This is a genomic window from Pseudomonas sp. NPDC089734 (genome assembly GCF_044748865.1).
In the GTDB taxonomy this organism is placed as follows: domain Bacteria; phylum Pseudomonadota; class Gammaproteobacteria; order Pseudomonadales; family Pseudomonadaceae; genus Aquipseudomonas.
The window spans coordinates 153,943-174,341 of the sequence record NZ_JBIVGV010000001.1 but is presented as its reverse complement, the minus strand read 5'-3'; the positions used below and the strand labels follow the sequence as shown (position 1 = coordinate 174,341).

The window sequence follows — 20,399 nt, the reverse complement described above, 5'->3', positions numbered from 1 at the left end:
AACCGCTCCTACGGGTTTTCAGAACTCCAGCGTCGTGGAAATCTGCACTTGCCGCGAATCCCCCATCGAGACGAAATACCGGTTAACGCTTGAGGTGTAATACACCTGATCGAAGAGGTTCTTGATGTTGAGCTGAAACCGGACTTTCTGCCCGTCGAGCCGGGTGTCGTAGGTCGCGAAAGCATCAGCCACGGTGTAGGCCGGCAGGTTGAAGTCGTTGGTGGGGTTACCCGCCCGTTCACTCACATAATGAGCGCCCGCCCCCAGCCGCAACCGGTCGCCGCCCAGCAGGCTGCCCATGTCGTAAACCGCCGACAGGGAGCCGCTGTGGCGCGGGACATTCTGCAAGCGATTGCCCTTGAGCAACGGGTCGTCAACCACGTAGGCATCGGTAAACGCATAGCCGCCGATGAGGCTCCAGCGCTCGCTCACCTGACCGCTCACGTCCAGCTCAAGCCCCCGTGAACGGACTTCGCCTGCCGAGCTGTAGACCGTGTTGGCCGTGGTCGCATCGAAATTGGCGACCAGCACGTTGCGCTTCCGGATGTCGTAGAACGCCAGCGTGGCCGTCAGCGCGCCCGGCGCCTCCCACTTGGCTCCCAGCTCCCAGGATTTGGCCTGTTCGGGCAGGGTTCCGGAGTCCACCACATAGCCGCCGGTCAACGGCGCAATGCTGGAGTTGGGTTTGAAGGATTCGGTGTAGCTGCCGTAGAACGACAACTGATCGGTGTAGCGATAGACCAGACCGGCACGCGGTATCCACTGGCGACCATTGGCGTCGGTGTTGGTGGTGAACGGCCGTCCCTTGCCTGCGACCTGATCAAAGGTCATGAAACGTGCACCGCCCACCAGAATCCAGTGTTCGCTCAGGTGGATGGCGTCCTGGAAGAACAGCGAGTTGCTGCGCAGGATATCGCTCTGGTTGCTGTCCGGTTCACTGGAGGTCGTACCTTCGACTTCCCGGCCATACACCGGGTTCAGGTAGCTGAACGTGGTCAGGCTTCTCTGGCGAATCAGGTCCGAGCGATAGACCTTGCGGTACTCATCGTCCAGCCCCATGAGCAGGTCGTGCTGCAACCCCATCCATTGCACATCGCCCGCCAGGGTCAGGACGGTATAGCGGTCCGTGGCCAGAGCTCCCGACGTACCGTCCATGGAGCGCGTCAGGGTGCCTGTGCCGGTATTGACCGCCGTCACCCGCACCTGGCTGGCATCGTAGGTTTCGCGGTTGTAGCTGTAGCCCAGGTGCCCTTTCCACTGCTCATTGAACGCATGGTCCGCCTCGACGCGATAAAGGTCAGAACGCCCTTCCATGTTGTTGAACGGTTCGTCCAGGCGGCGTGTGGCGGGGATGTCCAGCGGGTGATTGGTCACCGGGTCGATGGCGGTGCCACGGTCGAACGGGTAGATGAACTCCCGGTGCTCATAGGCAGCCACCAGTTGCGTGTCTTCGCCATACCAGGCCAGCGAAGGCGCCACCAGCGACTCGCGATGAACACCGAAGTTGCGCCAGTAGTCTTCGTCTTCATGATCGACAATCATTCGCCAGGCCAGGCCTGAATCCCCCACCGGGCCGGTGCTGTCCAGCGTCACGCCGCTGCCGTTCTTGCCCGCGCCATAACTGGAGCCGCGGGCCGTCAGGGTATTCGCGGCCTGCAATTGAGGGCGTTTGCTGACCACATTGATGACGCCGCCGGGGTCCTGGATGCCATACAGCAGAGAGGACGGCCCCTTGAGCACTTCAAGACGTTCGGCGGTGGCGTTCAGGTTGCGGCCCTGCACCACCGGCATGCCGTCGCGCATGATCGAACCGTCACGGTTATCGCCAAAGCCGCGCTTCATCAGGGTGTCCTGAGTGCTGCCCAACGTATTGCCCTGGGTGACTCCGCTGATGTTGCTCAAGGCATCGTCAAGGTTGCGCGGAACCTGATCACGCAACACTTGCGCGGGAACGACGCTGATGCTTTGCGGCGTCTCCAGCAAGGGCGCCGACGAGCGCAATACGGAACTGCTGGAAGGCGGCTGATAACTGCGCTCGGTCAGCAGGGAGTCGATATGGGTCGCAGCCAGATTGAGGGTGCCCGCTTCAGGCGGCAGGGTTTCCAGGGTAAACGTCTGGTCGCCAGCCCGGCGGTAGGTCAACCCCGAGCCGCGCAGCAAGGTGTCCAGAGCCTGCTCGGCACTGAATGGCCCGTTGAGCGCTGGCGCATCGAGGCGATAAGGCGTGTCCTGGGTGTAGATCACGCTCAGGCCGGTCACTCGGGTGAACTCACTCAAGGCTTGAGGCAAGGGTCTGGCCGGGATCGCGAAATCGAACGCCTGATCCGCCGCACAGGCGATACCAAACGAACAGAATCCCGCCGCCACCCACAGGGCCTTGCCCAGCCAACCGCTCATCGCATCAAGCCTCATCGCCGTGTACAACAAAACGCAGCATCATGATTTACAAGCCCCTCTGCAGGAGCGAATCGGGCGGCGATCCACTCATTCGCGAGAGGCCCGTGAAGCGCAAGAAAATCCATCGCCTTCAAGACGCATCGCGAATGAATTCGCGCCTACAGGGCTTCAGCGCAGCACAATGACGCGGCCCAGCATGCTGTACGTCTCGAACCCCACCACCGATTGCAAGGCTGTCAGCACGGCCTGCGGGTCCTTGCTGGGGAAGCTGCCGCTGATGCGTTTCGCAGCCAGTTGATCGTTGAGCACCACGATGCGTCCGGGGTAATAACGGCTCAGGTCATTGATGACGTCGGCCAAAGGCGTGCGGTAGTAATTCAGCCAGCCTTGTCGCCACGCCAACTGGCTTTCACTGTCGATGCCTTTCGGGGCGGTGGTGGTCTGTGCGTCGTAAACGACCTGCTGACCCGCTTCCAGAATCTCCTGCTTGCGACCGGCGGCCGCCTTGACGCCCACGCGGCCGGACAACACCGTCACCTGCGCGCCTTCAGGCTCCAGCCGCACCTCGAACTGCGTTCCCAGTACACGGGTTTCGCCAGCATGTGCATCGACTACAAAAGGCTCGCCGGTGTGGGTCACCTTGAAGAAGGCCGCGCCACGCCGAAGCTGCACATGGCGCTCGCCACCGCTGAAGTTCACGGCAATGGCACTGTCGGCATCCAGCGTGACCTGAGAATCATCGGCCAGGGTCACGGTGCGGACCTGACCCGGCGCAGACACATAATCCGCGCCGAAATCACTGGCCCAGCGCTGCGGCTGCCAGCCCACGCCCATGGAAATCATCAACAGCAGACAGGCCGCCATCGCCAGCCCGGCCGACCAGCGCGGGAGGCGACGACGTGGCGGTGGGGCATCCATGGCGCGCAGCAAGGCATCCAGTGCCACGGCGTCTTCACTGGCCAGCCGGGCGGCCGGGATTTCGCTCAACTCCCACAAGACCTGAGCCTTGCTGTAAGCCTCGGCATGGGCAGGGTCGGCTTGCAGCCAGTGGCTGAAGGCCCGTTGATCGGCATGACTGGGCTGATCGTGCAGCACGCTCAACCAGGCCAGTGCGGCCTCGTCCTGATCCGGGGTTGTCGGTGACGCCTTCATCGACGAGCGTCTCCTGGCTTCGTTCGGATGGGGCCTGCCGGGGTCGAGTCCTGTTCCAGGCTCGCCTTGCAGGCTTGCAAGGCGCGCATCATATGTTTTTCCACGGCACTTTGGGAAAGTCCCATGGCCTTGGCGATCTCGGCGTATTTGCGACCGTGAATGCGGTTGAGCAGGAAAATCTGTCGCGTCCGCTCGGGCAACCCGCGCAAGGCCGCTTCCACGTGGCGCAGATCGTTGCTTGCCTCCAGCGCCGCGCGGGGATCGTTGCTGACTTCGTCCTGCTCAGCCTCAAGGCTCTCGCTGATGCGGGAACGTGTGCCTTCGCTGCGCAGATGATCGATGGCGATATTGCCCGCGCAACGCAGCAGATAGCTGCTCAGTTCCTCGACCTGAACCAGAGGCCGCCGCCAGAACCGCACGAACAGGTCCTGCACCAGATCCGCCGCCGTGGCCCGACAGCCGACCCGGCGGCTGACCAGCGCTTCCATCTGCGGGCGCTGGGAAAGGAACACCCTCAGAAAATGCGCACGACCGCCCCGCCCCGAGGCGTCGGCATCAGGCCCGGAATCGGGCAGGTCAGGATCTGGGGGCGTCATCACAATCATCTAAACCGGGAACTGATCCATGGCTGCAAACGGGCAAAGCACCAGGCTGACACACGCCAGCATCAACACCCAACGAGGCCTGAAAGGCATCAAGAATACCAGCAGCACAGCGCTGCCCATCAAGACGGCGCACCATTGTGCCAGACCGACACCCCACCCCGCGTCATCGACAGCAACGAATGGAGAAAAGGTCAGTAACAACCAGCCTGCCCACTTGAGCATCCGGCTGCGACGCGCCGTCAACGGCCCGCTCAGCAACTCGCCGTAATGCCGGTTCATGGACAGGCACAAGGCGGTGAAACCTGTGTAGCAGAGCAACGCGGCCAGCAGCATCAGTTGATCTCCTGGCGGCTGACCGGCAAAGCCGGAGCGCTTGTTTTCGCCGCCTTGTGAACCGGTTTATCGGCACCCTCGGCCCGAAACTTCATGGCCGTCCAGCCGAGAAACAGCCCGGTACACAAGGCCGTCAGGTTGAAGGCCGGCAACACCCAACTGCCCTGTTGCAGCGCCGCGATCAGGTAATGACCTGTCAGCAGATCCAGCAGCGGCAAGGTCACGAACAGCAGCGCGCCCAGCCCCAGTTGCTCCCGCCATGCGTTTTGCCCGCTGCGCAGCACCGCATGCAGCAGCGACAGCCCCCAGGTGATGAAGAACACGTTCACTTCCCAGCCTTCGCGCCCGGCAAGCCCCACCGGCAAAACACGGTTGGACCAAAAGAACGCGGCTACCGCCAGCATCAGCCCGGACATGCTGGCGATGTTCAACACCTCCACCAGTCGCAACTCAAAGGGCAATACACCGCTCTTGGCATGCTTGAGACGACGCTTGCCCAGCCACATGACCAGACCGGTGCCGATCATTGCCGTACCGGCCACGCCGAAGATGAAGTACAGCCAGCGCAGGACCGGTCCGGCGTAATGCCCCACATGCAGGCCATACATGCCACTGGAAATCAGCATGGCAACCGGCCGTGCAGGCATTTCGTTCTGCAGGGCCCCGCTTGCACCGTTGAAGGTCAGCGCACCGCCGCGATCCGGCGTGATGCTGCCCTTGTCGTCCCGAGTCAGCAGTACCGACGCATTGATATCACCCGGATTGTTGACCAGAACCCGGCCCACCTGATCGCCATGCCAGCGCTCGGTGGCGGATTTCAAGAGCGGCGCAAGCGGCACCAGCTCAGCGGGCTGGCCTGCTGGCTTGGGCATGTTGGAGCCGGGAAACACTTCGCTGTAGAACGCCTGCATGTTGCCGTAGCTGCTCAGGATGCTGGCGGGCATGACCATCGACATGAAGATCACCAGGCTGCTGTAAGTGATCATCAGGTGAAACGGCAACACCAGCACGCCCAGGGCATTGTGGCCGTCCAGCCAGGAGCGCTGGCCCTTGCGCGGCCGGAAGGTGAAGAACTCCTTGAAGATCTTCTTGTGAACGATGATGCCGGTCACCAGCGTCACGAACATCACCATCGCGGCAATGGTCGCCAGCCAGCGACCCCACGGGTGCGGCATTTGCAACTGGTAATGGAAGCGATAGAAGAAGTCACCGCCGCGTGTGGCCCGGGCCTGCAATTCGGCACCGGTCTGGGTGTCCAGCACCTTGCGGACGAAGTTGTTGCGTTGGCCGGGCTTGCCTTCGGGCAACCAGCCGACCATCAGCCCCGGCGTGCGCTCGTCCGGCATGTTGATGAACCAGCGCGTGGCACCCGCCGCATGTTGTTGCAGGTAGCTTTGCGCAAGCCGGATATTGGCCTCGGCGTCCACCGGGCGGGCAGCAATCTCCGGCTGCATCCATTGGGTGACTTCATCCTTGAAGTAGGAAAGCGTGCCGGTCAGGAAAATCGCAAACAACAGCCAGCCGAAGACCAAGCCGACCCAGGTATGCAGCCAGGCCATCGCCTGGCGAAACCCTTCCTTCATAGCAGCCACCGGCCCACGGCATAGGCCGCACCCAGCACCGCACAGGGCACCAGCACACCCACCCATGCCTGCAACGCAGTACGACAGGCAAAACACCAGAGCACAGCGACCAGATACACCAGGAAGGACAGCATCATGCCGGTGACGACCGCTTCGGCACGGGGAATGGGCAGCCACTGGGCGACACAGATACTCGTGATGGACGCCAGCAGATAACCCGCAAAGATCGCCGCCAGCGCACGGGACGTGACAGCCAGTCGATAGGCAACCGATACATCCGTGCTTTTGGCAGGACGTTTGTTGACCACTGGAGTATTGAGGGCTGTGCCGTGCATCCGAGAACCTTTACCCGATCTTGAGAAGCCATGAAAAAGCATGAAACTGCCGGGCAAACGCCTGAATGCCGGTCTGCCAGGCCGATAATTCGCCTATGGGCATGAGAAAGAAACGCAATATTAATGATAAATATTCTCATATGCAAAAGAGTCTGCCAGAATCCACACCCTCAATGAGTCCTCGTGGATATCTCTACGTGATCCCCACCGCCCAGTCCGCTCTCAATCAGACCGTCGAAGGTCTGTATCAGGCCCACAACTCCTGGCTCACAGGCTGGTTGCGACGCCGGCTCGGCTGCCCGCACAGTGCGGCGGATCTGGCTCAGGACACCTTCGTCAAAGTGATGCTGGCCCGGGATACGCCGCAGATCATCGAGCCTCGCGCCTTTCTGACCACCATCGCCAAGCGCGTGCTGTGCAATCATTACCGGCGTCAGGATCTGGAGCACGCCTATTACCTGGCCCTGGCCGAACTGCCCGAATGCGTGGCGCCCTCCGAGGAAGACCGGGCGATCATCCTGGAAACCCTGGTGGAGCTGGATCAATTGCTCGACGGCCTGCCGATGCCGGTCAAGCGCGCCTTCCTGCTCTCGCAGGTCGATGGCTTGAGCCATGGCGAAATCGCCGCGCAACTGGGGATCTCCATCGCCACGGTCAAACGTCACCTGAACAAGGCCGCGCTGCGCTGCTATTTCGCACTCTGAACATGAATACCGAATCCCTGAACAAGTCAGACATTTCGCCCGCCGTGGCCCAACAGGCTGTCGGCTGGATGATCGAAATGCAGGAAGGCGGCCTGGATGCCCGTCGCCAGCAGGCCTGGCAGCAGTGGCTCAACGGCAACAGCGAACATCAACGCGCCTGGGCACATATCCAGCGGGTCAATCAGCGGCTGAGCGGGTTGTCTTCGCCCCTGGCCCATGCCGCCCTCAATGCGCCGAAATCCGGCACACGGCGTCAGGCCCTGAAACTGCTGCTGTTGCTGGGCGCAGGTTCGGTGGCGGGCTGGAGCATGCGCGATCAGATCGCCTTGCAACCGCTATTGGCCGACTTCCACAGCGGCGTGGGCGAACAGCGCAAGGTCGCCTTGAGCGACGGCAGCCAGGTGCAGCTCAATACCGCCAGTGCGGTGGATGTCGATTTCGGAGCCCAGCAGCGCCTCATCAAGCTGCTGGAAGGTGAAATCCTGATGACGACGGCGGCCGATTCGCGCCCCCTGAATGTGTTGACCGCCGAAGGCGTGGTACGCGCCTCGACCTCGGCCAGCCGCTTCAACCTGCGGCAGTTTGAGGGGCGAACGCAACTGGCGGTGTTGACCGGCTCGCTCGAACTCAGCCCCAGCAGCCATGTCGGCCCGGCCCTGCGCTTGCAGGCCAGCCAGCAGGTGACCTTCAGCCGCGATGCCTGGGACACCGTGCGCCCGATAGACGCCAGCACCGGCGCCTGGGCCGAAGGCATGCTGGTGGCGTCGCGCATGAAGCTGGCGGACTTCCTGAACGAGCTGGGCCGCTACCGTCGCGGACGGCTCAATTGCGATGCAAAAGTCGCCAACCTGCTGATATCCGGCAGTTATCCACTGGCCGACAGCGAACGCATCCTCGACATGCTGGAAGTCGCCCTGCCCGTTCGCGTGCAGCGTTTTACCCGTTATTGGGTGAATGTTCAGGCGAAAGCCTGAGCCCTTACGTGGGAGGGGGCTTGCCCGCGACGAGGGCCTTCCCGGCCTTGGCTTTTCGCGGATAAGTCCGCTCCCACACAAAAGATTTCATCCCTGTGGGAGCGAATTCATTCGCGAAAAAGATCACCCCACAAAAAAATTTCAAATCCCGTGAGCCGTTTTCAATCGCTCGCGTGACAGACAGGGAAAGCATCCTTAAATCCTCTCTTCACAGGACTCCCGTATGTCATCCCGAGCGCCCCAACTGTCTCCACTGGTTCGTACCCTGCGGCATATCATTTTCGGAGCCAGCCTGACGCTGGGCGGTCTGTCGATGGCTCATGCCGCCGACGCCAAGGCTTACCACATTGCCCCCAGCGAACTCGAAACAGCGTTGAACCAGTTCGGTCGGGAAGCGGGCGTGATGATTTCCTACGGCTCGCAAATCACCAGCGGCCTGAAAAGCCGGGGCCTGGAAGGTCAATACACCCCAGAACAAGGGCTGGCGGCACTGCTGGAAGGCACCGGCCTGCAAGCCACTGCCGACGGCAATAACGGCTTTACCCTGCAACCGGTAAGTACCGCAGGCAGCGGCCCTGTCGAGCTGGGCGCTTCGACCATCGTCGGCGACTGGCTGGGCGAAGCCCAACAGACCAACGTCTTCGAGCACCCCGGTGCCCGTGACGTGATCCGCCGTGAAGAGTTCGAGCGTGCCGGTGCCACCAGCGCCCGTGAAGTGCTCAACCGCATTCCGGGCGTCAACGCACCGGAAAACAACGGCACCGGCAGCCACGACATGGCGCTGAACTTCGGCATCCGTGGCCTCAACCCGCGTCTGGCGTCGCGCTCCACGGTCCTGATGGATGGCATCCCCGTGCCGTTCGCGCCTTACGGCCAGCCTCAGTTGTCCCTGGCCCCCATCAGCCTGGGCAACATGGACGCCGTGGACGTGGTACGCGGCGGCGGTGCCGTGCGCTATGGCCCGCAGAACGTCGGCGGGATCGTCAACTTCGTGACCCGCGCCATTCCTGACGAGCCAACCATGAAAGGCTCGGTCCAGACCGAAATCAGCCCGTCGTCCAGCCAGGACGGTTTCAAGAAAACCGGTAACCTGCTGCTCGGCGGCACGGCAGAAAACGGCCTGGGCGGCGCGATCCTGTATTCCGGTGTGCGCGGCAGCGACTGGCGCGAGCACAGCGATACCCAGATCGACGACCTGATCCTCAAGGGCAAATACCAGATCGACGACGCCAACAGCCTCAACGCCATGGCGCAGTATTACGAAGGCGAGGCCGAAATGCCCGGCGGCCTGAGCGTCGCGGCCTACAAGGAAGACCCGTACCAGTCGACACGCCTGAAAGACAAGTTCTGGGGCCGTCGCACCCTGGCCAACTTCGGCTATCGCTACGAGCAGGACGCCCGCGTCTTCACCGCCAACACCTTCTTCACCAAGACCCTGCGCAGCGGTTATCTGGAACAGACACAGGGCGGAACGAATATCGTCACCCTGTCGCCACGTGAGTACTGGGTACGTGGTTTTGAAACCCGTTTTTCCCAGGGTTTCTCACTGGCTGACAGCTGGCATGAAGTGGGTATCGGTTATCGCTACATCAACGAATCCGGCCATGAAATGCGCTACGCCGAAACGCTCGCCTCGCAGGTCATGCCCAGCACATCCAGCCCGGCAGACCGCGACACTCGCGGTTACACCGACGCCAAAGCGTTCTATATCGATGACCGCATCGATATCGGCAAGTGGACCATCACACCCGGCATTCGCTACGAGATGATCGACACTGCGCAATCCAACAACCGCACCAACGTCAAATACCAGGGCGACTACAACACCGCGCTGCCGGCCTTGAACGTGCTCTATCACGTGACAGACACCTGGAACCTGTACGCCAACACCGAAGGTTCGTTCGGCAGCGTGCAGTACAGCCAGATGCCCAACCGCATCAACCAAAGTGCAGTCGAGCCGGAAAAGGCGCGGACCTGGGAACTGGGTACCCGTTATGACAACGGTGCGCTGCGTGCCGAGATCGGTGCTTTCCTGATCAATTTCGACAACCAGTACGACACCAACCAGACGGACAACACCGTTGTGGCACGTGGCGAAACCCGTCACCAAGGCATCGAAAGCAGCATCAACTATGCCTTGAGCGACCTGAACCCGGCGCTGGACGGTTACGAGGTCTACGCCTCCTATGCGTACGTGGACGCCACCATCCGCGAAGACGGCCCGAACAAAGGCAACCGCGTGCCCTTCTCGTCCAAGCATAAAGGCACCCTGGGCGTGCGCTACACCGAAGGCCCATGGAAGCTGAACCTGGACAGCTCATACCAGAGCGACCAGTACGCCGACAACGCCAACACCGAAGCAGAAAGCGCCAGCGGCAACACCGGCCGGATCCCGGGCTACATGCTGTTCAGCGCCCGCGCCGCTTACGACTTCGGCCCGAAACTGTCCGACCTGAACGTGGCGGTGGGCGTGAAGAACATCTTCAACCACGAATACTTCACCCGCTCGTTCGACGACAACAACCGCGGCAAGTATGTGGGTGAACCGCGCACGCTGTATGTACAGACCTCCGTCGCGTTCTGATCGTATCAGGGCACATGTAGGAGCGAATTCATTCGCGAACACGCGCAGGCCTCTTCCCGGATGAATCCGGTCCCACAGAGGCAATGGGGGGCAAGCCATCGATGATGGATGAGCCCCCCATGCATTTGAATAATCTTTTTGCTGCGAAATATTTCTTCCACATTAGGGGTTGAATTGTTGGGTCATTGACGCCAACACTGTGACTGAGCGCAAACAAAATCGGGCTTCGCAAGGAGCCGATCCATGAGCCTCGCACGAGCAAGCCCTAATAAGGATTAACTATGCAAATCCAGGTCAATAGCGATAATCACATCGAAAGCAGTATCCGACTGGAGGAGTGGGTTCGTACCACCATTGAAAGCACGCTCGAACGCTACGACGAATATGTCACCCGCGTTGAAGTCCACCTCAGCGATGAAAACGGCGACAAGCCAGGTCCGCATGACATCCGCTGCCAGATTGAAGCCCGTCCAAAAGGACACCAACCGATTTCCGTCACCCAAAAGGCCGATACAGTGGATCAGGCCGTTGATGGCGCCGCAGAAAAACTCGATCACGCCCTTGAACATCTACTGGGCAAACTGCGCAGCAAACGTGGCGGCGCACCGCTGATCACCGATGAAGAACAGGATTCGGTCAGCCCGGACGCCCTGCTGGAAGAGGAATTTCTGGAAAAGGAACAAGAAAAGGAAGCCGCACGGCTGGCTTGATTCCCCCCTCTGACACCTTGATCACATAACGACAAAGGGCGGCCCGAAAGGACCGCCCTTTTTGTTTTCACGGCCTTGGCTTGACCAGAATCAGATAGTCCGTGAAGCGCTCGATCCGGATCGGCAGGTTATCGCTCAGTGCTGCCAGCGCCGCGTCGGTATCGTCCAGACGGAACAGCCCCGACACCCGCATGCCTTCAAGTTCCTGCGCATTGAAACGCACCAGACCGTGCCGGTAATCGGCCAGGGTTTGCAGCACTTCGACCAGAGGCCGGTCATCGACCTTGAGCACGCCTCGCGTCCACGCAGCCGGATCATCGCGACCGATCGAATGTGGCCTCTGGACCACACCATCCTTGAGCAAGGCCTGCTGGCCGGTGACGACCTTCACGGTGTCGCGGCTGTTAGCATTGGCCGCAATGGCCGACTCCAGCACACTGACCTGCGTCCCTTCCGGGCCGCGACGCACCAGAAAGCGTGTGCCCAGCGCCGTGATGGTGCCCTGATCGGTGCGCACCACAAAGGGTCGCTGTGCATCCTTGGCGACCTGAACCCAGACTTCGCCGCGCAGCAGATCGATCTCTCGTTGCCGTCCGTCGAATTTAACGTCCAGCGCCGAATCGCTGTTGAGCTGCACCTGACTGCCGTCGGACAACCGGAACTCACGGCGCTCGCCAACGCTTGTGTGCTGGTCCGCCATCCAGACCGGAAAGCGTTCGACGCTCATCCAGCCACCGATCAAAACGCCCAGCAGCCCCAGGACCTGCAACCCTCGAGAAGAGGTTTTTACCCCCGAACGCGTGAATGCCTGGCTCAATGCGGCCTGTGCCGGCTTGCCCGGCAAGGCATCGAGGCTGCCCCATAAAGACTGCATGCGTGCCAGCGCCACACCATGCAAAGGGTCGGCCTCACACCAGGCCTCGAACGCCTGGCGATCTGTCGAACTGACGCTTTCATCATTGAGCAACGCCAGCCAGGACGCGGCCTCGGAGATCATCCGGTCGTTGGGTTCACGCTCTTGGCTCATGAAACATGGCCCGAACCATGCAAGGTCTTGTAGCAATGCACCATCACGCTGGCCATGTACTGTTTGACCATGCTGGAGGACACCCCCAATTGAGTGGCTATTTCGCTGTAAGTCAGACCTTCAAGGCGGTGCAGCAAGAATGCCTGGCGCGGCCTTGGAGGCAGGCCGTCGAGCAATTGCGCGATCCGCTCCAGCACCTGCAACGCGGCATGAATGGCTTCAGGTCCGGGAAGGCAGGCGTCGTCCGCATGCACCGCCAGCGCATCGAGGTAAGCGCGCTCGATCTTGCGACGTCGGGAGCCATCGATCAGCAGACGTGTCGCGGTCGTGGCGAGAAACGCCCGAGGCTCCTTGAGGTTGAGGGGTTCGGTCAGCATCAGGATGCGGATGAACGCATCGTGGGTCAGATCGGCCGCACGTTGCGAGCAGCCGATTTTCTTGCGCAGCCAGTTCTGCAACCAGAGATGGTGGTCGCTATAAAGCTCCGTCATTTGCTGCCGACGACTCGTAATGAGGTCGTCATCCGTTGCAGAAAAGTCGCGCATGTATCAATGCTTCTCAAACACGAAAAATTATCATTAACGCGCAAGGTTACAGCAAAACCTGTCATCGGCAAGCACAAGCGAAGATTGCCGATGGTCAGCCACCGAGAACTAAAGGGACTAATACCCGGTCAACTTATGCACTGCACATAGACAGGTAGACGATATGGACAATCCTTTTCAGATGATCACTGATACCTTTCACCCCGATTACCGGGTGAATCTGAGCATCCAGGGACTGGATGGCAGCATCATGCTGACACTGTCGAACGAAAAAGGCGTCGTCGCCAAGCGCCTGATCAGCGCCGCCCAACGCAACGACCCCGAGCGCCTGCGCCGCCTCATTGAAAGCGTGCAATTCGGCATCGCCATCGAACGCGGCGACTGCGCCCTGAAAATCCTCACGGCCATGACCGAAGGCGTCACCCTCAGCCAGGTACCGATTCTTACCAGCGGCAACTGGCAACCGAAACGACCTGACCGTTCGAACCGGGCGATGGGGCTTTGAGCCGGTATCGGCAGGCTGCGTCTACAGCCTGCCAACCCTCAACGCCAATGTAGGAGCGCGCTTGCCCGCGACCCACTGCTAGCGGTGTCCTCTCTACGCAAAATGCGGCGTATCGATGTAACTTCAGCTAACGAAAATGCCCCGTTTGCAGGCCGATTCTTACGGACCCGTCTCTATCATCTGCACGAACTTTCCTAGAAAATCCTGTGCCCTTGCGTGGGCGTTTTTGCCTCTCTAGGCTGTGTCGGTCACTGCACATCAGTGATCGGGTTTAGCAGCCTGAGGACAAATCATGCGCAAGGTAACGCTTATGGCGGCTTTGCGTGGGGCACCTTCGGGTGCGCCGGTTTTTGGTGATTTTCCCGGTCTGCTAACCCGCGACAAAGCCGCCACCCTCAATCGTTTAGCAGCGATTGTCCGGTGGCCCCATGAGGAAATCACTGTGAAAAAATTAACACCCGATCCACCTCCCCCATCGCTCGAAGAATCCCTGCTACACATCTCCGAACTGCTGCGCTGCGCAGCCGCCACCGCCTACGAATCCGGCGACAGCCTCAATGGTCCGAAACGGGATCTGGCTTTTTCTGTTGTGCATTTGATTGGCATGGCCAGGAGAGAGCTGGATCGGTCGTTGGAGCGGGTGGAGGTGCGGTAAAAACTGCAGATACCGTCTTGCCCGCGACAAATTCATAAAAGGTTAATGAGCGCGCTTGCCCGCGACCAATTTCTGCGAACGGCAGGTAGTCCCCTGTCTACGCAAAATGCGGCTTATCGATGTAACTTCAGTTAACGAAATGCCTCGTTTGCAGGCCATTTCTTACGGACTTGTCCCTTTCATCCGCGTGAAGTTTCCTAGAAAATCCCATCCCCTTGCGTGAGCGTTTTTGGCTCTCTAGGCTGTGTCGGTCACTGCACATCAGTGATCGGGTTTAGCAGCCTGAGGGATGACTAGCCACGCAAGAAACGCCCTTATGGCGGCTTTGCGTGGGGCACCTTCGGGTGCGCCGGTTTTTGGCTAGTTTCCCCGGTCTGCTAACCCGCGACAAAGCCGCCACCTTCATTCGTTTAGCAGCGACTGTACGGTGGCCCCATGAGGAAACTGGTTATGAAAAAGTTAACACCCGATCCACCTGCTCCGTCCCTTGAAGAATCCCTGCTACACATCTCCGAACTGCTGCGCTGCGCAGCCGCCACCGCCTACGAATCCGGCGACAGCCTCAACGGCCCGAAACGGGATCTGGCTTTTTCTGTTGTGCATCTGATTGGCATGGCCAGGAGCGAGCTGGATCGGTCGTTGGAGCGGGTGGAGGTGCGGTAAGGTTGTGGAGGTTGTTTGGGGCCGGATGGGCGGTGTTTGGCTTGTCCGGTTCTACGATGAACAAGCTGGGGATATGCGGACTTCGATCTGATCTCACGGGATGATCAAATTTCTTTCTTCTCTTTCTGGCCTCGGTGTTCACCTTGGATAAAGCGCTTCATGGGCTATCCCCGCGATAAAATTCTCATAAATCCTAGCAAGGGATCACGGAGTCGTTTCTACATACGCTATATGCTGAGGCAATCAAAAACACCAATGGATGCCCCATATATGGACGGTTTGGGGCGCAGCGACTCTGATTGCTCAAGCCTTAGGCTCCGAGATACCCTTTTGTCTCCTGACAGATAGACACCGCCAACAAATTATGTCTGCTTGCTATTCCATTCAAATCACGCCGGAAGGACCATTACCGGCCTTCTATTGCATTGCTGAACATCTATGGGGAACCGGATGCGATGTTGACTCTGACGGCGACTGCGCAGGTTCAGATGATCACCAATGGACGGAGCTGACATTGTCGCTTCGCGGCACATCAGGAGAACGCATCGACATTGACCCGCTCTCGTTCATGCCTCTTACCCTGGTAATCCGTTCAACGCACTCCATCCTCTGCCAAAGAGTGGCCGACTACATCGTATCTGTTTCCGGAGGCATTATTGGCGCAGTTGCTAACGTCAAGACCGTATGAGTGCGGGGACACAAGGCTTATAGATTTCCGACAGGTGAACCTAAAAGTAAGATCCATGACGTTTTTACACACTCTGGACCCAAAGCTGACGGTCGCGACGGGCAGTAATCGGCCAATAGCAGCTATTCAAATATTTTGATGCGAAGAGCGATTGATGTGCAGAAAGCGAGAGCGACGTCCTGCTGAACCCGAGCACAACTTCCCAGTGGTAAGATGCGAGATTTTTTTCAAAATGCGCCCCTGTACCAAGCAACGCTTATATCGTAAGCGGTTCCGTAGTCGAAAATTTTTCATGCCATAAACACTTGAGGCATAAAAATACTATTCTTATCAAGAACTTAGTGCGTGAAAAACTTAATAAAACCTCCGGATGCGGGTCGCTTTGTCATGAACACGTGCATGATGGCATTTCGATTTCTATGCATGGTGTGTATTGTTAGAAAAATACACATCGATCAATTGTAGTCGCCAGGGAGGCCTTATGGCCGAAAGCATCAGTTTGTCGCCAAGGATCATAGATCAGATAAAAGAAGGTAAGGCGATACTTTTTCTAGGAGCTGGCGCTTCCTACGGATGTACTTCTATCAATGGAGAACGGAAAGCGTTAACGGGAGCACAGTTAGGTGTCGCAATTTCTGAAAAATTTTTGGGTGGCAAGCGAAGCGCAGAGGCTCTTGCCAAAATCGCCGATTACGCCACGTCAGATAGCTCCGTACTAGACGTTCAAAACTTTATAAAGCAGACTTTCGAGTCAATAGAGCCTCAGGAATTTCACAAGCTTATACCATTATTTAAATGGAGGGCGATTGTTACAACCAATTATGATCGAGTTGTAGAGAAAGCGTACGAGCAAACCCAGGCTAGAATTCAAAATCCTTTAGTGATTATTCAAGATGGTGACTTAAGAGCCATCGAAGACACTATAAATGCAGTTCCGATATTTAAGATTCACGGGTGTACTAGTCGAGTGGCCGACACCAATATCCCGTTGATTATAGCCAACGAACAGTATGCAAAATATCAAGATGGAAGAAGTAGATTGATCACCGCTTTCAAAGAAATGGCGAAGGATCATCCAGTAATTTTTTGTGGGTATGAGATTGCAGATCCGCATATCGCACAAATTTTGTTTTCCCTTGAAAATGGTTTTCAGGACAGGCCCTCTTATGCCGCTATCAACCCCAGATTTGATGATCTAGATAAAAGATACTGGGGTAGGTTTAAAATGGAGACTGTATCTGCAACATTTGAAGAATTTTTAACTCATATCGATCAGCAAATTGATTCTAAAAGCAGACTTCTTGGATCTGTTTTAAATCGACCCGCTGGAGCCATGTCTCGCTGGCTAAAAACTAATGCGATGCCGAGCCACAATTTGCAGGCTGTTATAGGCGGCAGGCTGATTCACGTGCATCATGAAATGCTCATAGAGAACCCCAATCCTATCAATTTTTATCGTGGTGACTCCGCAACGTGGGCTCCGATAAAGAGCGGATATGATTTTGACCGAAATATCACATCTCAGATTTTAGCAAATATACAATCTCCCAACACCGAGCCAAAATTGGTATTAATAAAAGGCCATGCGGGAGCTGGCAAAAGTGTTACTTTAAAAAGAGTAGCGTGGGAGCTTAGTGGATCAAACATTAATGCCTTCTGCTTCTTCTGTGATACATCTCTAAAAGGTGTGCGCGATATCCTAGACGAGCTGTACGAGCTTTCAGGGGAGCGGATATTCATCGCTGTAGATAACGGATTGTTTGATGCTGCGGCCTTAAATGAGTGCTATGTAGCGGCGAAGAAAAAGCAGATACCTGTTACATTTATCGTTGCGGTACGTACTAATGAATGGAACTCCACTAATGGGACGATGAAACTAATTCCTGCTGAAGAGTATTCGCTAGGTGACTTATCCAATGATGAAGCAGACATGCTCTGCACATTACTTGATGAGCACGGATGTCTCGGCGAACTAAAACATTTAGCTCATAAGGAACGTGTTGATACTCTTATGAGCAATCATGAGCGCCAGCTACTAGTTGCTTTGCACGAGGCTACGCTTGGAGCGGATCTTCGGAAAATATTGCGGGATGAATACAGAAACATCTCCCCTCTCGAAGCCCAAATACTCTATCTAGACATTTGCTCTCTACACCGTCTAAATGTTCCAGTGAGAGCAGGTTTGGTTTCAAGAATGAGTGGTACAAATTTTATACAGTTTGAGGAGCGATTTTTTTCACCCTTGGAGAAAGTGGTGAGCGCATACTCAGATTGGAGATCTAAAGATTTCGCTTATAAAACTAGACATACGGAAATTGCACAAATTGTTTTTGATGAGGCTTTTCCGACCCCTGTCGACAAAGCCAATCAATTAGTAAGAATACTATCAGTGCTGAATTCCGACTATTCAAGCGATTCCGAAGCCGCTTCAAAGATTTTAAAAGGGCGGGTTATTGCAGATGATTTTGCGGACAGATCGCTAGCTGAAAGAATTTTTGAATCTGCCGAGCAAGCCGGCATCGATCAAGGATTTGTATTTCAGCAACGAGCATTGTTTGAATTGAAGCATCCAGGCGGAAGTGCCATTCGGGCTTTGAAGTTTATTGATCAAGCCCTAGAGTTACCGCGCGGTCAAACAAACTCCATTCATCACACAAAAGCGGTAGTTCTCAGGGATCTAGCGCGAGGTAAAGACATGGAGCCATCCTTAGCAGTCAGATATCAAGAGAACGCACTCGCCGAAGTAAAAGATCATGGTCTGCTCAAGACCTCTTACGGCGTAGTTACATACTGTGAAGTATTGATGGATCAAGTAAAGACGAGGATTGAGAGTGGCCCTGACCTCTCGCAGAAGCTTTCAGAGGAAGTTGCCGTTCGAAAAATGAGCGAACTTGAGAGAAATATTGCGGAAGGGCTCCAGCGCTGGCCAGATGACACGTATTTAGTAAGTCTCAGGCATCAGCTTTTTACTGTATTGAATGAACATCCTCAAGCGTTGTTGATGTTGCGAAAAGCATATATTAAAACACCTGCCAATGAATTTGTTGTGCTACGTCTATCTCGACAACTTATGGATAGCGACGACCCTATTCAAATCGCAGAGGCCAAGAAAATTTTGCACGGAGCAGTATCTCAAAATGCAAGCTCAAAGGCTCTCAATTTTCAACTCGCAAGACTGTTAATTAGAGAGGAGGAATCAACGAACGCTCAAGAAATTTCCAAACTTCTTCGGAGAAGTTTTACTGATGGTGATACCCACTTTGAGGCTCAATTCTATAGTGCTCGCCATGAATTCCTGTTCGGTAGCCGTGAGAGAGCAAATCAGATCTACTCTCAACTGAACTCTGGCCCTGTACCATATGGGGGACCAAACGAAAAGCGAGGCACAGTGCGAGATTCGAGCGGTGCATACACCGAATTTGAGGGAAGCATAAAAACACTGAAAGGTGACTTCTGCTTTGTTGAGTGTCCATCTCTTGGGAGCGCAATATTTTTGAGTCGGAATGAACTTAAGGGTGCCAGTTGGTCTAATTTGCGCCCTGGCGACTCGCTAAAATTTAAAGTGGCATTTTCCTACAGAGGCCCTTGTTGCATAGACGCTCATGCCTAACGTAATTGCCGAATTTATTGGCAAAAAAAGCAAAATTAACTGAATAGATTATTCCGTAAATCGAAGCTCAAAAGAAAGGGGCGTTCAACCCAATCTAAACCGGATAGGTGAATGACTCCTTTTGGCCGAAAGTTGCCAGTCATAAATGACCACATCAAACCAAAAGCTGAAGTACACCAAGCCCAATGAAACCGGAGCGCTCCCCGCTCCGGCTCCACAAAACCCTCAAACCTCCCCCTTCTCCTCCGTAACCGCCCCTTTCACAGTACTGGAGTGATCCGGAATCTTCGCCGACGGGTATTTGTACGACGCATACCGCACCACCAGAATCGACAGCGCCAGCAGCAGGATGCCGCCGCACAGGTAGATGATGCCCATGTCCGGCGGGTTGTGGTGTGAGACGTCGGAGATCAGCAGCCGGGTCAGTGCCGTGATGGCGACATAGATCAGGAAGCGGACGGGCATGTGGTTGGTTTTGAAGTAAATCCCCGTCATCGCGCCCAGTTCGAGGTAGATGAACAGCAGGAGGATGTCATCGACCGTGATGTTGCCTTTTTCGACCATGCCCAGAAAGGCGACGACCGAGGCCCAGGCCGTGATGGCGCCGATGGCGAACAGTGCCAGGAAGTGGAAGCTCTCCACACACAGGTTTCCCAGCGATTCGGCCTGCGAATGCACTTTTTGCCGCATCTTTTCAGCCCATTTGTTTCCCATGACGCGCTACCTCTAAACCTGAATTTTTGCCAAGCGGATGATGCTGCATGCACATGACACTCTGCACCGCTGCTTTTTAAAGCAGGAACAGGGCCATAGGCTATGGTTGAGAGCGCGACGGGTTGTCGCAAGGCACACGTGATCGAGAAAAAAGAGGGTTTGAAGCCACTGTTCAAGGGGAGTGGATTGGCTTATGCTTGGCACTGTATAAAAAAACAGTATCTGTTAACTTTATCGCAAGGGCATGTGAGGTAGTGAATGGCCGTCGAAGTGGTATACCGCAGCAGCCGAGATCTGGAGCGTTTGTTCATGGATAAAGCCGAAGCTGATCGTCATGACAAGATGCTTGAACTCGCTGAGTTGCTGGCAACAGTTTTGAATAAAGCCGTGCCGTCGCTGACGGAAGCCCAGGTTGAAGAAGCCGGGATCTACATGGCGAAAAACCGCGACATCTTCGCCCGCGCCTTCAAGAGCCAGCCGGATGCGCTGAATGAGTTGTTGAGCGAGGCTGAGTGAGTCGGGTTCGCGAATGAATTCGCTCCTACGGGTCCGCGGTAGGAGCGAATTCATTCGCGAAAGCCCCTTACACCATCACTCCGGCTTCTCCAGCTCATC

General features: G+C 56.7%; 18 protein-coding genes. 9 read left to right on the top strand and 9 right to left on the bottom strand.

The genetic code is table 11. From position 1 onward, the window contains the following. Positions 1-18: 18 nt before the first annotated feature. From ACIPY9_RS00830 to ACIPY9_RS00805, 6 genes are all read right to left on the bottom strand, one after another. Positions 19-2,397 carry a TonB-dependent siderophore receptor gene (locus tag ACIPY9_RS00830; protein WP_400696312.1) on the bottom strand — a complete coding sequence of 793 codons (2,379 nt, stop codon included), beginning with the start codon at positions 2,395-2,397 and terminating at the stop codon, positions 19-21. A gap of 168 nt (positions 2,398-2,565) precedes the next feature. Next, entirely contained in the window at positions 2,566-3,549 is a 984-nt protein-coding gene (locus tag ACIPY9_RS00825; RefSeq protein WP_400696310.1) for a FecR family protein, read from the bottom strand. Continuing rightward, a complete protein-coding gene (locus tag ACIPY9_RS00820; RefSeq protein WP_400696308.1) occupies positions 3,546-4,145 on the bottom strand; it encodes an RNA polymerase sigma factor in 600 nt (199 codons plus the stop codon). Before ACIPY9_RS00820 ends, ACIPY9_RS00825 begins: the two co-directional genes overlap by 4 nt. Positions 4,146-4,154: 9 nt before the next feature. After that, positions 4,155-4,487 (bottom strand): DUF3325 domain-containing protein, encoded by a 333-nt coding sequence (locus ACIPY9_RS00815; protein ID WP_400696306.1) that lies wholly within the window; start codon positions 4,485-4,487, stop codon positions 4,155-4,157. Then, positions 4,487-6,046 carry a PepSY-associated TM helix domain-containing protein gene (locus tag ACIPY9_RS00810; RefSeq protein ID WP_400696831.1) on the bottom strand — a complete coding sequence of 520 codons (1,560 nt, stop codon included), beginning with the start codon at positions 6,044-6,046 and terminating at the stop codon, positions 4,487-4,489. Before ACIPY9_RS00810 ends, ACIPY9_RS00815 begins: the two co-directional genes overlap by 1 nt. A 20-nt stretch (positions 6,047-6,066) precedes the next feature. Further along, complete coding sequence (locus ACIPY9_RS00805; RefSeq protein WP_400696305.1) at positions 6,067-6,405, bottom strand: DUF3649 domain-containing protein; 339 nt, start codon at positions 6,403-6,405, stop codon at positions 6,067-6,069. Between the two features lie 200 nt (positions 6,406-6,605). Here ACIPY9_RS00805 and ACIPY9_RS00800 point away from each other — a divergent pair, with 200 nt between their 5' ends. The 4 genes from ACIPY9_RS00800 to ACIPY9_RS00785 all read left to right on the top strand — a co-directional run bounded on the left by ACIPY9_RS00800 (position 6,606) and on the right by ACIPY9_RS00785 (position 11,377). After that, positions 6,606-7,109, top strand: coding sequence for a sigma-70 family RNA polymerase sigma factor (locus ACIPY9_RS00800; RefSeq protein WP_400696829.1), 504 nt, complete (start codon positions 6,606-6,608; stop codon positions 7,107-7,109). Positions 7,110-7,111: 2 nt separating this feature from the next. Then, positions 7,112-8,083, top strand: a complete 972-nt coding sequence (locus tag ACIPY9_RS00795) for a FecR domain-containing protein (RefSeq protein WP_400696303.1) — start codon at positions 7,112-7,114, stop codon at positions 8,081-8,083. Positions 8,084-8,306: 223 nt separating this feature from the next. Then, positions 8,307-10,667, top strand: coding sequence for a TonB-dependent Fe(3+) dicitrate receptor FecA (gene fecA / locus ACIPY9_RS00790; RefSeq protein ID WP_400696301.1), 2,361 nt, complete (start codon positions 8,307-8,309; stop codon positions 10,665-10,667). Between the two features lie 281 nt (positions 10,668-10,948). Then, the gene (locus ACIPY9_RS00785; RefSeq protein WP_400696299.1) at positions 10,949-11,377 is read left to right on the top strand and encodes an HPF/RaiA family ribosome-associated protein; all 429 of its coding nucleotides are present in this window, start codon (positions 10,949-10,951) and stop codon (positions 11,375-11,377) included. Between the two features lie 67 nt (positions 11,378-11,444). On the opposite strand, the gene ACIPY9_RS00780 is transcribed toward ACIPY9_RS00785, so the two are convergent. Both ACIPY9_RS00780 and ACIPY9_RS00775 read right to left on the bottom strand, forming a co-directional pair. Continuing rightward, on the bottom strand, positions 11,445-12,404 hold the full coding sequence (locus tag ACIPY9_RS00780) for a FecR family protein (protein ID WP_400696298.1): 960 nt from the start codon (positions 12,402-12,404) through the stop codon (positions 11,445-11,447). Beyond that, complete coding sequence (locus ACIPY9_RS00775) at positions 12,401-12,949, bottom strand: sigma-70 family RNA polymerase sigma factor (RefSeq protein WP_400696297.1); 549 nt, start codon at positions 12,947-12,949, stop codon at positions 12,401-12,403. The genes ACIPY9_RS00780 and ACIPY9_RS00775 overlap by 4 nt, the downstream gene beginning before the upstream one ends. Before the next feature lie 163 nt (positions 12,950-13,112). Here ACIPY9_RS00775 and ACIPY9_RS00770 point away from each other — a divergent pair, with 163 nt between their 5' ends. The 4 genes from ACIPY9_RS00770 to ACIPY9_RS00755 all read left to right on the top strand — a co-directional run bounded on the left by ACIPY9_RS00770 (position 13,113) and on the right by ACIPY9_RS00755 (position 19,070). Next, on the top strand, positions 13,113-13,454 hold the full coding sequence (locus ACIPY9_RS00770; RefSeq protein ID WP_400696296.1) for a DUF3509 domain-containing protein: 342 nt from the start codon (positions 13,113-13,115) through the stop codon (positions 13,452-13,454). A 442-nt stretch (positions 13,455-13,896) separates the two neighbouring features. Beyond that, positions 13,897-14,109 (top strand): DUF6124 family protein, encoded by a 213-nt coding sequence (locus ACIPY9_RS00765; RefSeq protein WP_400696828.1) that lies wholly within the window; start codon positions 13,897-13,899, stop codon positions 14,107-14,109. Positions 14,110-14,559: 450 nt separating this feature from the next. Continuing rightward, complete coding sequence (locus ACIPY9_RS00760) at positions 14,560-14,772, top strand: DUF6124 family protein (RefSeq protein ID WP_117167009.1); 213 nt, start codon at positions 14,560-14,562, stop codon at positions 14,770-14,772. A 1,169-nt stretch (positions 14,773-15,941) separates the two neighbouring features. Beyond that, complete coding sequence (locus tag ACIPY9_RS00755) at positions 15,942-19,070, top strand: SIR2 family protein (RefSeq protein ID WP_400696294.1); 3,129 nt, start codon at positions 15,942-15,944, stop codon at positions 19,068-19,070. A gap of 225 nt (positions 19,071-19,295) precedes the next feature. Here ACIPY9_RS00755 and ACIPY9_RS00750 read toward each other — a convergent pair whose 3' ends face one another. Further along, positions 19,296-19,784, bottom strand: a complete 489-nt coding sequence (locus ACIPY9_RS00750; protein WP_400696293.1) for a phosphate-starvation-inducible protein PsiE — start codon at positions 19,782-19,784, stop codon at positions 19,296-19,298. Positions 19,785-20,042: 258 nt separating this feature from the next. Here ACIPY9_RS00750 and ACIPY9_RS00745 point away from each other — a divergent pair, with 258 nt between their 5' ends. Next, positions 20,043-20,300, top strand: a complete 258-nt coding sequence (locus ACIPY9_RS00745; RefSeq protein WP_400696292.1) for a YebG family protein — start codon at positions 20,043-20,045, stop codon at positions 20,298-20,300. Positions 20,301-20,399: the final 99 nt, after the last annotated feature.

Coding starts and splice junctions, on each gene's coding strand:
- ACIPY9_RS00825 (WP_400696310.1), bottom strand. CDS start 3,549: ATGAAGGCGTCACCGACAACCCCGGATCAGGACGAGGCCGCACTGGCC.
- ACIPY9_RS00755 (WP_400696294.1), top strand. CDS start 15,942: ATGGCCGAAAGCATCAGTTTGTCGCCAAGGATCATAGATCAGATAAAA.
- ACIPY9_RS00795 (WP_400696303.1), top strand. CDS start 7,112: ATGAATACCGAATCCCTGAACAAGTCAGACATTTCGCCCGCCGTGGCC.
- ACIPY9_RS00785 (WP_400696299.1), top strand. CDS start 10,949: ATGCAAATCCAGGTCAATAGCGATAATCACATCGAAAGCAGTATCCGA.
- ACIPY9_RS00745 (WP_400696292.1), top strand. CDS start 20,043: ATGGCCGTCGAAGTGGTATACCGCAGCAGCCGAGATCTGGAGCGTTTG.
- ACIPY9_RS00780 (WP_400696298.1), bottom strand. CDS start 12,404: ATGAGCCAAGAGCGTGAACCCAACGACCGGATGATCTCCGAGGCCGCG.
- ACIPY9_RS00770 (WP_400696296.1), top strand. CDS start 13,113: ATGGACAATCCTTTTCAGATGATCACTGATACCTTTCACCCCGATTAC.
- ACIPY9_RS00805 (WP_400696305.1), bottom strand. CDS start 6,405: ATGCACGGCACAGCCCTCAATACTCCAGTGGTCAACAAACGTCCTGCC.
- ACIPY9_RS00830 (WP_400696312.1), bottom strand. CDS start 2,397: ATGAGCGGTTGGCTGGGCAAGGCCCTGTGGGTGGCGGCGGGATTCTGT.
- fecA (WP_400696301.1), top strand. CDS start 8,307: ATGTCATCCCGAGCGCCCCAACTGTCTCCACTGGTTCGTACCCTGCGG.
- ACIPY9_RS00775 (WP_400696297.1), bottom strand. CDS start 12,949: ATGCGCGACTTTTCTGCAACGGATGACGACCTCATTACGAGTCGTCGG.
- ACIPY9_RS00760 (WP_117167009.1), top strand. CDS start 14,560: ATGAAAAAGTTAACACCCGATCCACCTGCTCCGTCCCTTGAAGAATCC.
- ACIPY9_RS00810 (WP_400696831.1), bottom strand. CDS start 6,046: ATGGCCTGGCTGCATACCTGGGTCGGCTTGGTCTTCGGCTGGCTGTTG.
- ACIPY9_RS00815 (WP_400696306.1), bottom strand. CDS start 4,487: ATGCTGCTGGCCGCGTTGCTCTGCTACACAGGTTTCACCGCCTTGTGC.
- ACIPY9_RS00750 (WP_400696293.1), bottom strand. CDS start 19,784: ATGGGAAACAAATGGGCTGAAAAGATGCGGCAAAAAGTGCATTCGCAG.
- ACIPY9_RS00820 (WP_400696308.1), bottom strand. CDS start 4,145: ATGACGCCCCCAGATCCTGACCTGCCCGATTCCGGGCCTGATGCCGAC.